Annotated in this window: 13 protein-coding genes; 8 read left to right on the plus strand and 5 right to left on the minus strand. The window is 71.2% G+C overall.

The window, feature by feature from the left end:
- The first annotated feature begins 2 nt into the window (after nucleotides 1-2).
- From Q3Y56_RS11955 to Q3Y56_RS11990, 8 genes are all read left to right on the plus strand, one after another.
- A complete protein-coding gene (locus Q3Y56_RS11955) occupies nucleotides 3-323 on the plus strand; it encodes a hypothetical protein (protein WP_304461929.1) in 321 nt (106 codons plus the stop codon).
- 323 nt (nucleotides 324-646) lie between these two features.
- Nucleotides 647-2,119: an asparagine synthase-related protein gene (locus Q3Y56_RS11960; RefSeq protein WP_304461930.1), complete on the plus strand. Its 1,473-nt coding sequence runs from the start codon at nucleotides 647-649 to the stop codon at nucleotides 2,117-2,119.
- A 25-nt stretch (nucleotides 2,120-2,144) separates the two neighbouring features.
- Nucleotides 2,145-2,858: a trans-aconitate 2-methyltransferase gene (locus Q3Y56_RS11965; RefSeq protein WP_304461931.1), complete on the plus strand. Its 714-nt coding sequence runs from the start codon at nucleotides 2,145-2,147 to the stop codon at nucleotides 2,856-2,858.
- Between the two features lie 115 nt (nucleotides 2,859-2,973).
- Nucleotides 2,974-3,990 carry a zinc-binding dehydrogenase gene (locus Q3Y56_RS11970; RefSeq protein WP_304461932.1) on the plus strand — a complete coding sequence of 339 codons (1,017 nt, stop codon included), beginning with the start codon at nucleotides 2,974-2,976 and terminating at the stop codon, nucleotides 3,988-3,990.
- 22 nt (nucleotides 3,991-4,012) lie between these two features.
- Nucleotides 4,013-4,852 (plus strand): LLM class F420-dependent oxidoreductase, encoded by an 840-nt coding sequence (locus tag Q3Y56_RS11975; RefSeq protein ID WP_304461933.1) that lies wholly within the window; start codon nucleotides 4,013-4,015, stop codon nucleotides 4,850-4,852.
- Nucleotides 4,849-6,144 (plus strand): MFS transporter, encoded by a 1,296-nt coding sequence (locus Q3Y56_RS11980; protein ID WP_304461934.1) that lies wholly within the window; start codon nucleotides 4,849-4,851, stop codon nucleotides 6,142-6,144. The genes Q3Y56_RS11975 and Q3Y56_RS11980 overlap by 4 nt, the downstream gene beginning before the upstream one ends.
- Nucleotides 6,145-7,003: 859 nt before the next feature.
- Nucleotides 7,004-7,528 (plus strand): cytochrome P450, encoded by a 525-nt coding sequence (locus tag Q3Y56_RS11985; RefSeq protein ID WP_304461935.1) that lies wholly within the window; start codon nucleotides 7,004-7,006, stop codon nucleotides 7,526-7,528.
- Nucleotides 7,525-7,950, plus strand: coding sequence for a ferredoxin (locus Q3Y56_RS11990; RefSeq protein ID WP_304461936.1), 426 nt, complete (start codon nucleotides 7,525-7,527; stop codon nucleotides 7,948-7,950). The genes Q3Y56_RS11985 and Q3Y56_RS11990 overlap by 4 nt, the downstream gene beginning before the upstream one ends.
- Before the next feature lie 9 nt (nucleotides 7,951-7,959).
- On the opposite strand, the gene Q3Y56_RS11995 is transcribed toward Q3Y56_RS11990, so the two are convergent.
- From Q3Y56_RS11995 to Q3Y56_RS12015, 5 genes are all read right to left on the minus strand, one after another.
- Complete coding sequence (locus tag Q3Y56_RS11995; protein ID WP_304461937.1) at nucleotides 7,960-8,700, minus strand: TetR/AcrR family transcriptional regulator C-terminal domain-containing protein; 741 nt, start codon at nucleotides 8,698-8,700, stop codon at nucleotides 7,960-7,962.
- A gap of 169 nt (nucleotides 8,701-8,869) precedes the next feature.
- A complete protein-coding gene (locus Q3Y56_RS12000; protein ID WP_304461938.1) occupies nucleotides 8,870-9,922 on the minus strand; it encodes an ABC transporter substrate-binding protein in 1,053 nt (350 codons plus the stop codon).
- 65 nt (nucleotides 9,923-9,987) lie between these two features.
- Complete coding sequence (locus Q3Y56_RS12005; RefSeq protein WP_304461939.1) at nucleotides 9,988-10,797, minus strand: ABC transporter permease; 810 nt, start codon at nucleotides 10,795-10,797, stop codon at nucleotides 9,988-9,990.
- A gap of 185 nt (nucleotides 10,798-10,982) precedes the next feature.
- On the minus strand, nucleotides 10,983-11,738 hold the full coding sequence (locus Q3Y56_RS12010; protein WP_304461940.1) for a DNA-binding response regulator: 756 nt from the start codon (nucleotides 11,736-11,738) through the stop codon (nucleotides 10,983-10,985).
- 101 nt (nucleotides 11,739-11,839) lie between these two features.
- Nucleotides 11,840-12,637 (minus strand): hypothetical protein, encoded by a 798-nt coding sequence (locus tag Q3Y56_RS12015; RefSeq protein ID WP_304461941.1) that lies wholly within the window; start codon nucleotides 12,635-12,637, stop codon nucleotides 11,840-11,842.
- Nucleotides 12,638-12,957 lie beyond the last annotated feature (320 nt).

Genomic DNA, 12,957 nt, shown 5'->3' on the forward strand with positions numbered 1-12,957 from the left:
GCATGGCAGACAGTGGACCACCGGTTACAGGAACCGCCGCCCACGATGTGAAGCGCGACCGTGTGGGATTGGCTATCGATCAGGAAGCATCGCGCAAGCCCCGCCACATATTTCGCTTCGCCGACCACGTGATCCGGCACGCGGCTGAGGGTGGAATCATCTACGAGGCGTTCTGCGTCGCGTATGAATGTGGTGCCGAATCAGGTCCGCAGGACGAACAGAACGCAGCGCAGGACTGGGCACTGCGGCACAGTGGCCGCACGGGGCACGATCTCTTCCGACGCGTCGTAACCGATCACGCACACGTGACCCGCGTCGAATAGCCCCCGGCCAGCTGCCCCACGTAAGCCACCACGGATCTACCTTCGCCCGTCTCGCCTCAGCAGAGAGTGGGCACCGCGACCCTCCGCAAGTACGCGGAGTCCCAACCAATGTACCTAGAGAGGAGGTAGAAGCCATGAACGTCGACAAACTGTTCACCGGTGACCTGATCACTGGCGTTCCGAGCATGGACGCGGCGCTGCTCGACAAGATGCCGGGCGGCGGCGACAACAACGGTGATCACTGCTCCAAGTGATCCATGCTGTGCGGCGGGGTGGGGCCGACTCCGGGACTCACTCCGCCGCTCCCATGGAGAGGTATTCGCATGCTTTCTTTGCGTATCCGTCTGGAAGATCTAAAATCCGCCAATTGGCGGTGGAGCACTGACCAATGGACCAATGGAGCGAGTTGGATCAAGCCCGTTGCATCGTCCGTGCTCACACGCACACTGGTCAACAACCACGGCCACCGCTGCACCGTCACCGTGGAGGAGCGCAAGGCCGGAGAGCGGGATTTCACTACGGTTGCCATGGAGCAGGGACGAGTCCGCCTCTCCGCAGGAGTGTTCGGCACGGCACCTCTGTACCTCATGGCAGTCGGGGACGAGCTGCACGGGGCTTGGGACCTTGCCCAATTGCGCCCGTATCTGCGGACTGGCCGGGTCGTGCCGCGTACAGTCGCCCGAATCCTGACCAGACAGCACCGTTACACCACGGACACCCTGTTTGAAGGGGTGTACCGACTCACAGAGCGTGCAACGGCCGTATTCACGGCCTCGGGTCTGACCGTGCGCTACCCCGAACCCGCCGAGCACGTACTGGAGCCCCGCACTCTGCGCCTCGGCGTGGATCCGGTGGATGTGTTCAGCTCGCTCCTGTCCGAAGCAGTCCGCGAAACTCCCACAGCTACGGAGTGCGTGGGCATCGAACTCTCAGGCGGAGCCGACTCAGGCAACGTCGCGCTATCCGTGAGAGCGGCCCGCTGCAACCGGGTATACAGCTTCGGACTGGTCATGAGCGGCAGCATGGGTGCTCAACAGCGCGAGCGGCGAAGGCGGTTCGTAGACCATTGCGGCTTCCGCGATACGGCCATTCCTGCCATGCAACATCCGCCGTTCGTGCCAGGAGGAGTGCGAGCCCTCGGGAAGCCGCACGACCCCGCAGGGGCCTTCTACCAAGAGGCTTTCGACGTACTGCGCGCCCAGGCAGCCGCACGGGGCTGTGACGTCATCTTCACGGGCAACGGCGGCGACGAGATCAACGCACACCATTCGAGGACGAGCGCCGAACTTCCCATGACGGAACCGGTTCCGTGGCTTGGCAGTAAAGCCAAACAAGCACTCGCTGACGTGGATGAGCAGCTGGCACCGATTCCGGTACTCCCCATACCGGCACTCATGGCGTTCGGGCTCCACAACCCCGGATTCCTCCGTGTCGGCGTCTGGCCCGTGAGCCCCCTCGTACACCCCCGCATCGTGCGGTTCATGGAACAGTTGCCGCACGAGCACAAGCGCGGAAAGGCGATGTTCCGTGAGCGGCTACGGCGTGCGGGACTGCCCGAGTCGGTCGCCTCACCGGCCGAGCCGGAAAACTTCCTGGAGGTTATGGAAACGGGGTTGCGCACGTTCGGGCTGCCCACCCTGGACAGCATGCTGCGGGAGTCTCTGTTGGGTGATCTCGGCTACGTTGACCCCAAAGCGCTTGCCCAAGCCCGGGAGGACGCCGAACGCACACCCGTTGTGCCCGATCTGCTGTGCGACGTGCTCGCTCTGGAAGTCGGGTTGCGGGCCCTCACATGACCAGCCTCCTTGCGGAAGTCAACACATGCAGGAAACGAACATCTTCTACCGGAACCCCGCGATGTACGACGAGGTGCAGTCGGACAGTGGCAGCGCCGAGGTGTGCCAGGCCCTAATCGAACTGCACCACCCGGGAGCGTCCACGCTGGTGGACTTCGGCTGCGGGACCGGTCGGGATCTGGAGATCCTTGCGAAACGCTTCGAGTGTGTCGGGGTGGATCTTCAGCCGGGCCTGGTCGACTACGCACGTCGAGTGCGCCCCGGAGTCGACATCCGAGCCGGTGACATGCGCATGGTCCGGCTCCGGCGACGCATGGATGTCGTGACGTGCCTCGGTAACTCTCTGGGCTACGTGCAGGACAATGACGAGATCAGCGCGGTTTTCGACACATTCGCCGCGCATGCACGGGCCGGGGCGCTCCTCGTGCTGTGCTCGCCAGTGTCGCCGATCACCGGCCCCGAGCCGACCAGTGCCGTTGTCGAAACTTCGGACGGACCCGCGTTGGTGACCATCCGCTATGCGTGGGACCTGCGGACGCAGATCAACACGATGTACAGGCGTTGGATGCTCCCATCCGGTGACGAGGTTCATGACGAGATCCGGCGGCGAGTGCTGTTTCCGCGTGAGCTGGAGCGCTACGCGTCCGGCGCGGGGTTCGAGGTGGTGGACATGGTGGGCGAGTCCTGGGGTGGGCTCGTCGGTCCGACCGCGTACACGATGGCTCGGTACGCGCCCTGAATCCCCCATGCGCCCCGCGCGATCGGCCGGGGCAGACCCCGGTGAAGATCTTGCCTCGCCGAGCGGCCCGGCATAGCCTCCGGACACAACATCGTGTATTCGGAAGGCAGTTCGCATGCGCACAGCGGTGATCACCGCAGCGGGCCAGGTCGACTTACGTGACATACCCGTGCCGGACGTGGGGGACGACGAGGTGCTCGTGCGGGTCGCCGCGTGTGGGTTGTGCACCATGGAAGGCAACCTCTACGCGGGTCGCATGCCGGTCTACCCCACCGCCGCGGGCCATGAGGTCGCCGGCTGGGTGGAGCGGGTCGGGGCGCGGGCCGGTGAGTTGGAGGACGTGCCGGGCGTCGGGGAGCTGGTCGCCGTCGATCTGCTCACGCGCTGCGGGGCCTGCCGCGGCTGCCGTGGTGGCGGGTCCGCCGTCTGCGCCTCGCCGCAGGGCGGGATGCGGGCCGACGGGGCGATCACCATGGGGGCGGGGCTGGCCGAGTACGTCCGGGTTCCCGCCGCGCAGGTGTGGTCCGTAGGGGACATCGCGCCCGAACTGGCTGCCATGGGCGAGCCGCTGGCCTGCGTCGTGCACTCGCTGCGCCGCGGCGGGTTCCAGGCGGGCGACCGGGTCACCGTCATCGGTGCGGGATACATGGGCCATCTGCACCTCGCCCTGGCCCGCCACTTCCAGGCCCGCTCCGTGGTCGTCGTGGAGCGGGACGAGCAGCGGCGGGTGGACATCCTGGCGGCCGGGCCGGATGCGGCGGTCGCACCCGACCGGCTCGCCGACGTGCCCCGCGCGGACGTCGTCTTCGTGACCATCGCCTCCCGGGAGTCGATCGCCACCGCGCTGGAAGCCGTCGCGGACGGCGGGCGGATCGTGTTGTTCGGCGGCTCCCCCGACGGGCCGCCGGCCGAGCTGCCCGGTTACGAGGTGCACCGGCGTCAGCTGACCGTCACCGGCTCGTACAGCCAGGAGCCCGCGGACTGGCGTACGGCGGCCGAGCTGCTGCGCGGCGGGGCACTCACCGCGCGCCTGGAGCCGCTGGTCTCCGCCCGCTATCCCCTCGACGACGTCGAGCAGGCGCTCCGGCAGACCGCGGAGACGCCCGTCTACCGCGTCGTCGTCACGCCGTGACCGTTCTCAGGGTCGTTGCGCCGTGACCATTCCCGAAGAAGGTGTCCCCGAAGTGGTCCACGTGTCCCCAGGGCAGCAGTCCGGCCTGCGCGTCGGCGTACAGCTCCACCCCCAGCACACCGACATCGGCCCCCTGCGCGCCGCGTGGCGGGAGGCCGACGCGCTGGGCCTGGACTCGATCTGGACCTGGGACCACTTCCTGCCGCACACCGGCGACCCGGCGGGCCGCCACTTCGAGTGCTGGTCGCTGCTGTCCGCGATGGCGGTCGAGACCCGGCACGCGGCGATCGGCTCGCTCGTGAGCTGTACGGCGTTCCGCAACCCGCACGTGCTCGCCGACATGGCCCGCACCGTCGACCAGCTCAGCGGCGGGCGGCTGGTGCTGGGGCTCGGCGCCGGCTGGTTCGAGGCCGAGCACACCGCGTACGGGCTGCCCTTCCCCGGACCGCGTGCGCGCCTGGACGCCTTCGAGGCGTCGGTGAGGGCGGTCAAGGAGCGGCTCGGCGCGCTCAACCCCGGACCGGCCGGGCCGCTGCCGCTGCTGATCGGCGGCGCCGGGCGGAAGCGCACCCTGGAGCTGGTGGCGCGGGAGGCGGACTGGTGGAACTGGTACGGCTGGGCCTCGGCCGACCCGGTCGCGGAGTTCCGTGAGCTGAGCGGCGTACTGGACCGCTGGTGCGAGCGCGTCGGCCGCGACCCGGCCGCCGTCGCCCGCACCGTGATGGTCAACCCGGACCAACTGCCGCTGGTGGAGGGCTTCGCGGCGGCCGGCGCGGTGCACGTCGTGCTGTCCCTGCCCACGCCGTACGACCTGCGGCAGGCCGAGGAGTTGATGAAGATCCGGGACGGGCTGGCGGGTTGACCGCGCAGCCCGCCGCGGCCGGGGCGGCGCCCGAGCGGGTCGGGCGGCGCTTCGTCGTCCTGATGGCCTGCCTGGCGCTGTCCAGTCTCGGCAACGGCCTGTGCTTCCCCTTCACCTCCATCTACATCAGTCAGTTGCTGGGGCTGGGCTCGGGCGGCACGGGCGGCTACTTCATCGCGATGGCCGCCGCCAGCTTCGCGGCCGCGCTGCTGGGCGGCCCGCTGGCCGACCGAGCCGGGCCGCACAAGGTGGCGGCGCTGGGCGGCACCGCGCTCGGCGTCGGCTACGCCATGCTGGCGCCCGCCCACGGCGCCCCGCTGGTGCTGGCCTCGGGCGCCTGCGTCGGCGTCGGCTTCGGACTGTTCTACGCGGCGGTCGTCGGGGTCGTCGACGCCGCCGTGCCGGAGCGGCTGCGCCGTACCGCGTTCACGGTCCGGCACATCGTCAACAACGTCGGCATCGGGGCGGGTTCGGTGCTCGCCGGGCTCGCGCTGCACGGGGCGGACACCCCGACCGCGACGCTGCGCTGGCTGTACGTCGCCAACGCCGCCGCCGCGCTGCCGCTGGTCGCCGTGGTCTGGGCGGTACGGCCCCGGGGTGGGCGGAACGTGGTTCCGCGGGCCGCCGACGGGGGCGGGGACAGTCCCACGTACCGCACGCTGCTGCGGTCCGGTCCGATGGCGCTGCTCGTCCTCGCCCAGGCCCTGTTCGCCATCGTCGGCTTCACGCAGATCGAGGCCACCGTGCCGCTGCTGATGCACGACCGGATGGCGGTGACACTGGGCTGGGTGAGCGCGGTGGTGGCCGCCAACTCCTTCGCGCTGGTGGCGCTCCAGCCGCTGGCGCGGCGCTGGTTCGAGCGGCTGCCGGAGACCGTGTCCCTGGCGGTGGGACCGGTGCTGTGGGCGGCGGCCTTCGGCTGCGGGCTGCTGGCGGCGGTGCTCGGCGACGGCGGCGACGGCAGCGGTGGCAGCGACAACGGTGGCGGCCCGGCCGTGCGGTACGGGTTGCTGCTGGCGTTCGCGGTGCTCTTCGCGGCGGGCGAGCTGACGTACTCCTCCGCCTACTACCCGCTGCTGCTGCGCTGGTCCGGCGAGGCGGCCGTGGGCCGGGCGAGCGCGCTGGCCTCGCTGGCCTGGAACCTGGGGACGGCCTCCGGCCCGCCGCTCGGGCTGTTCGTCATCGGGCACACGCCGGCGGCGGGCAGCTGGCTGGCGCTCGCCGCCGGAGCGGGCGCGGCCTTCGCGGTGGCCGCCGCGCTGCACCGCCGGGCCGCCGCCCACGTGGAGTAGCACGCCGTGTCGCGCCATGCCCTCCGCCCGGTCCTGCGCATAACTGGTGTGGGGTCGATCGCACGCCCCGACCGTCTCCTTCTCCAGGTCCCCACGTCTCCAGCAGTCGAGGAGGACTCATGACCGGCCCGAGATCCCCCCTGCCCCCGATGCACCGGACGCCCCAGCGCCCGCTCGGGCCGCCCCGGCGGGAGCGGCTGCCCACCGGCGTCCCCGTATGGGTGGTGACCCGGTACGCCGACGTCCGCCACGTGTTGACCGACCACCGGATCGGCCGGGCGCCGATGTTCGCTCCCGACGCCCCTCCCCTGGCCGCCTCCCCGAGCATCCTGGACGACCCGGAGTCGCTGCTCAACCTCGACGGCGAGGAGCACCGCCGACTGCGCCGGACGGTGCAGCGGGCGTTCACCCCGCGGGCTGTCGCCCGCTGGCGCCCGTGGGTCGCCTCGGTGGTCGAGGACCTGCTGGACGAGCTGGTGCGCCGAGGGCCGCCGGCCGACCTGATCGGGGCCTACGTCGAACCACTGCCCAGTACGGTCATCAGCCGGCTCATGGCTCTGGACCGACACGACCTCGCCGCCATGTCCCGTTGGAGCGGCATGGCGCTCTCCCGCGGCGCCTACACCCCCGAAGAGGTACGGGACGGGCTGGCCGAGTTCGGGGCCTTCATGGCCGGGCTGCTCGCCGCCCGCCGCGCCGACCCGGGTGACGACCTCGTCAGCGGCCTGGTGGCCGCGGCGGACGAAGGGAGTGAGGGGAGTGCGGGGGACGACGAGGGTGCGGGAGGCCGGGGTGGCCCGGACGGCGGCATCGGCGAGTCCCAACTCGTCTCCCGGCCCGCGTGCTGGTGGTGGCCGGGATGGAGACGACCCAGGTGGCGCTGGGCAACAGCGTCGTCTATCTGCTCGACGAGGCCCCCGAGGCGTGGCGGCGGCTCGGCGAGGCCGGGACGGAGGACGAGGCGGGAGCCGCGCCGCTGGTGGAGCAGCTGCTGCGGTTCATTCCCCGCGCGGACGTCACCACGGGCGGCGGGATCCTCCGCCGGGCAACGGCGGAGGTCGAGGTCGGCGGCGTCACCGTGGCCGCGGGCGACGTGCTGTCCGTGGACATCCTGGCGGCCGGCAGGGACCCGGAGGTGTTCGCCCCGGATCTCTGCGCCGGCACCGACGGGCTCTTCCGTCCCCTTCCCGCCCAGAGCCTCACCTTCGGCGCGGGCCCGCACCACTGCCTGGGCGCCTGGCTGGCCCGGATGACGATGGAGCTCGCGCTGCACCGGCTCGCCCGCCGGCTGCCTCGGCTGCGCCTGGCCGGGCCGGTGGACGCGGTCGAATGGCGTCAGGGCATGCGGACCCGCAGCCCGCTGCGGCTGGAGGTCGCCTGGTGAGCACGGAAGACCACGGGGAGCCGGTCGTCCCCACGGACAACCCCAGTGAGCCGGTCGCCCCAACGGACGACGCCGGTGAGCCGGTCGTCCCCGCCGAAGACCCCGGTGAGCTGGTCGTCCGCGTCGACCGCGGGCGCTGTGTCAGCAGCGGCCAGTGCGTCCTCACGGCGCCGGACCAGATGGAACTCGGCGCGGACAGCCAGGCCCGCCCCCGCACGCCCACGGCCGCGGCGGACGCGCGAGCCCGCCTCGCCGAGGCGGCGGAGCTGTGCCCGACGGAAGCGATCACCGTACGGCTGGCCCGTACCGGCGAGCTGATCGCCCCGGCGGAACCGGCCGAACCGGCGGGACCGGCCGAACCATCGGGACCAGCGGGACCGGCGGAACCGGCAGAACCGGCGGCCGGACGGCCTGACGGGTAGCTCTCCCCGTTACCGAGACGAGCCGCCGAGCCGGGTCTCCAGGCCGTCGAGGACCCGCTCCAGCCCGTACGCGAAACGGCCCTCGCGCGTGCGCTCCGTCCGCGTGCCCCGCTGCGCGGCGTACACCTTCCGCAGGCGCGGGTGGTCCCGCACCGCCTCCTCCGCGGCCGACCGCAACGTCTCGGTCCACTCCTGCTCGTCCTGGCCGCTGCGGGCCAGCGTCGTCAGCCATGCGGCCTCGCTGGTGGCGATGCCGATGACGAACGCGGCGAGCGTGTTCATGGCGTGGTCGGCCTCGTCCAGCGAGAAGCCCGCCGCTTCGAACAGGGCGAGCATGTCCTCGGTCAACCGCATCATGTTCGGCCCGAGGTGGGCCAGGCCCACCCCGCCGAGCACGGACCCCACCCACGGGTGCCGGAGGATGCCCGACCGCATGCTGTGGGCGCACTCGCGCGCGGCCGCCCGCCACTGCGCCGGGTCGCCGGGGGCCGGGGCCGCCATCTCGCCGTAGACCTCGTCCACGACCAGCTCGATCAGCTCGTCCTTGTTGGCCACGTGCGAGTACATCGAGGTGGCGCCGGCGTTCAGGCTGGTGCCCAGGCGCCGCATGCTCAGGGCGTCGATGCCCTCGGTGTCGAGCAGCCGCAGGGCCTCGGCCACGATCTGCTGCCGGCTCAGCGCCGGCTGCTCCCGCCGCCTGCGACGCCGACGGGTCCACACCGACGTGATCGGCTGCTCGTCGGCCTCCATACGGCCTCCCTCTCTCGCCGATCAGGATAACGCCCTGGCGCACGCCGTACGAGATTGCGCACACCGTGCGGTATGTCCGTACGGCGTTCGGCCGCCCGCGGGTGCTGGGCGCGGCCGCGCCGGCCCTCCTCCTCATGCGCGACCGCGCCGCCGCGAGAGAGTCCGCGGGTCAGGACTTGGGCAGGTAGTCCGCGTCGTAGCCGTCCTCGGGCCGGACCTGCTTGTCCAGCAGCCCCTGGTCGTACATGAAGTCGGCCATCTGCCCCCAGGCCTGCGGGTCGATGTAGCCCAGCTCGCCGTGGTCGTTGCGCATCAGCGGCTCGGTGGCCTTGAGCACGGCGAGGGCGTTCTTCCTGTTCGACTCCTTCTTGAGGACCGGAACGTACTTCTGGCTCAGCTTCACCGCTTCTTCGGGGTGGTCGATCACGTACTGCATTCCGCGCAGCGAGGCGTCCACGAATTTCGCGATGTCGTCGCCCCGCTTGTCGAGGGTGCTCTTCTTGGCGCCGAGCGACGGGCCGACGAGGGCCTCACCGCCGTTCTCCGAGGAGAGCCCGATGGCGCGGACCGGGGTCCCGGTCTCCTCGAACGTCACGGCGTCGTTGTTCACGTATCCCATGACGCCGTCGACGTGTCCGCCCTTCAACGCGGCCTGCTGGGTGAACTGGATGTACTTCACCTTCGCGTCCTTGTCGGAGAGTCCCCCCTCCTTGAGCAGGGCGAGCAATCCGAAATACGTCTCGCCGAAGGGCCCGGGCGTGCCGATCGTGCGGCCCTTGAGGTCTTCGGGCTTGCGGATGTCGGAGTCCTCCGGCACCAGCAGGGCCACCGGGTACTTGTGGTAGATCGTGGCGATGTCCACGACCGGGACATTCTGGGAGCGGGCCTGGAGCATCTCGTCTCCACCCGCGTAGACCACGTCTTCTTTACCGCCTTGCAGCGCGCCGAACAGCTGCTCTCCGGGGCCATGGTGGCGGAGGGTCACCTTGATCCCGGCGTCCTCGTAGAACCCCTTCTCCTTGGCCACGTAGAAAGGCGAGAACTGGATGTTGGGCGTGTACGTCAGGCCCATGGTGATGGTGTCGCCGCTCTTGCCCCCGTCCTTCCCCGGCTCCTCGGCGCACGAGGTCATCGTGGCGACCGCCGTCACCGCGAGCAGAGCCGCTCCTATGGCGTGACGTCTACGCACCGGTCGCTTGGCCGTGCCCAGCGTGGAAGACACGTACTTCTCCTTTGGAAGGGTGGAAAGGACGGAAGGGTGCACAAGCTTGTCAGGTCAGGAATCGGTTATCGCTGAACGAGCCGCTCGACCAGGCGGATCGCGCCGTACAGGCCGACGGCGAGCAGGGAGAGCATCAGCATCGTGCTGAACATGCCGACGGTGTCGAGGGAGTCGCGCTGCATGGTCAGCAGCATGCCCAGGCCCTCGCCGCCCATGACGAACTCGCCGACGACGGCGCCGGTGATGGACAGGGTGAGGCCGTTGCGGACACCGGCGAGAATGCTCGGCAGGGCGAGCGGGAACTCGATGTACCGCAGCATTCCCCACCAGCCCACGCCGTCCACCCGCGCGGCGCCCAGCACCTCCGGGTCCAGGGAGCGCAGCCCGAGCACGGTGTTGACGAGAATGGGGAAGAAGACCAGCAGCGCGCACAGGATCGCGATCGGCGTCAGTCCGTATCCGAACCAGAGGGCGAGCATCGGGGCGAGGGCCACCGCGGGGACGGCCTGGGAAGCCGCCAGATAAGGCTGGAGCGCGGCGGCGGCGATATCGCTGCGGGCGATGAGATAGCCGAGCGGAAGCGCCACCGCTATACCCAGGGCGCCGCCGACCGCCGCTTCCCAGAGGGTTTCGCCGGTGTAGTCGAGCAGCGCGCCGTGGACGAGGTCGTCGGCGAAATAGTCCGCCAGACTCCAGGGCGTGGGCAGGAAGTACGTGGAGACGGCACCGGTGCGGGTGACCACGTCCCACACGGCGAGCAGGACGGCGCCGAGGACGAGCGGCGGCAGCACGGTGCGGGACAGGGACGCCGCGCGCGGCGCCGCCCGCCGACCCGTCGCCTTCCGGACACCGGTCCGGGTTCCCCGGCCGTTCACCCGCGTTCTCCCGGCGCTTCCCCGCACCGCCGTCGCTCCTCGCACCGTCATCCTCAAATCCCCTTGCATTACTGGCGGTTGCCGGGATTACGGCACGCCTGTCTGCAACCTATCGCCCGCCCGCGCCGGTTCACAATGCGGCCCAGGAAAACGGAAATGCGCGGACGCCGAGGCGTTCGGGGCAATTAGCCGCGGCCGGGCAGAATGCCGAGTTCGCTTGCGCGCACCCCGGCCTGGAAGCGGGAGTTGGCCCCCAGCATTTCCAGGATGCCCGTGACGTAGCGGCGATAGGTGCGTACGGAGACGGCCAGGTCGCGGGCCGCGGCCTCGTCGGTCACCCCGTCCCGCAGCCGCTCCAGCACCCGCCGCACCATGTCGGCACGGGCCCGGCTGCCGAAGTCGAACGGCCCGGTGACGGGCACGGCGCCGCCCCAGACGCTGGTGAACAGGGAGAGCAGGGCACGTACCACGGTCGGATCGGTCACCACCGACGTCTGGCGGCCGGCGGCCGAGTCCGTACACGCCAGAGCGCAGCGCCCGTCGGCGATCAGCAGCGTCGGCAGGGGCACCCGGGCCTGGCGCAGCTCGCCGCGCCCGCCCCAGTCGGGCGGCACCTGCGCGCACAGCGCCCGCACCGCGATCCCGGGGGCGAGCCCGGCCACGACCTGGGCCACAGCGGTGTGCACCGGCGCCGTCCGGCCGGTCGCGGCGGGCAGGACGACCTCGACCGTCCGCCGGGCCTGCTCGGCCACCTGCTCGGCGGCGGCCCGGACCGCGGCCTCCTCCACCCCCACCTCGGTGACCGGCGACGCGCGGTTGCGGCGGGCGCGGTGCTCCGCGACGGTGGACTCGATCAGGGCGCGGACCTCCCGCAGGGTCCGGTCGACGGTGTCGGCCGCGGAGGCCGGTCCGCCCCCGCCCGGCAGCGTGCCTTCCTTCATTCCCCCCGCCTTCGTGGCGTCGGTCGTTCCCTACGTCTTCGTGGCGTCGGTGTCGGCACCGGGCGGCTGGTCGGTGCCGGCCCGGCGATGGCCCGAACCGGTCAGTGCCGGCCCGGCAGCAGTCCCAGCTCCACCGCGCGCACCCCGGCCTGGAACCGGGAATGCGCCCCCAGCTCCCGCATGAGCTCGGCGACGTAGCGGCGGTAGGTGCGCAGCGAGACCCGCATCTCGCGCGCCGCGACCTCGTCGGTGTGGCCGGTGCGCAGGCACTCCAGGACGCGTCGCGCGGTCTCCGCCGACAGCCGTCCGCCGAGCTGCGGATACTCCTCCAAGGCCACGGCGTTCGCCCAGGCCCCGGCGAAGAGCAGCTCCATGGCCTGGACGGTCGCCGCGTCCTCGACGAGGGACGCGTGGCGGTCGGCCCGCTGGGCGCCCAGCCGTACGTACGCCGTGCGGCCGTCGATCAACAGCGCTTCCTGGAGGTCGGTGTCGGCCACCCGGATCTCGCATGCCGGGGCGCCGCTCGCCCGGGCGCGGGCCCGGGTGGCGGGCGCCGCGCCGGGCACGCACAGGAGTTTGACGGCGACTCGGTCGCCGTCGGTCCCGGCCGCCGGTCGGCCGAGCGCCGCGAAGAGGGCGTCCTCCTGCTCGCCGCCGACGAGCACGGCGCTGACGCTCTGGGTGGCGCCGCGCACCAGCCGGTCGACGGCCTCCGCGGGCACGGCGCCGACGAGGGCTGACCGGGCGAGTTCGCGGCGGTGGCGGTGGACGGTCGACTCGATCAGATCCCGCGCCGCCAGCAGGGCGCGCTCCACGTAGTCCGGGGTGGCGGCGTACTCCGAGGCGGCGGGCTCCCTCGGACGCGGAATCTCCAGCGGGAGCGCTCCCAAGCCCGCCACCGCACTTCTGTGAACGGGCTCGGACGTCATCGGCAGAGCAACCATGGCTTCCCCTGAGTGGCGCGGCGAACAATTGTCGATGACCGAGGTTTGCTGTGAAAACCCCGGCTGGGGCCAATCCCGCACGCGCCTTCTGGCTCCCCGCCCGAGGAATTCCTTGGCCCCAAAGGGAGACGATCTCCGAGCTCAAACCAAGCCGACCCTAATTCGCACACGGCAACGAAGTCAACGCGGGGCGTGAGGTAAAGAATGAGCAAAGTCGGAGCCTTAGCGCCATGGTGACGCCCGCGAGCAGCCAGGGCGTGGACCATCTGGCAGCA

The organism is Streptomyces sp. XD-27 (assembly GCF_030553055.1).
In the GTDB taxonomy this organism is placed as follows: Bacteria; Actinomycetota; Actinomycetes; order Streptomycetales; family Streptomycetaceae; genus Streptomyces.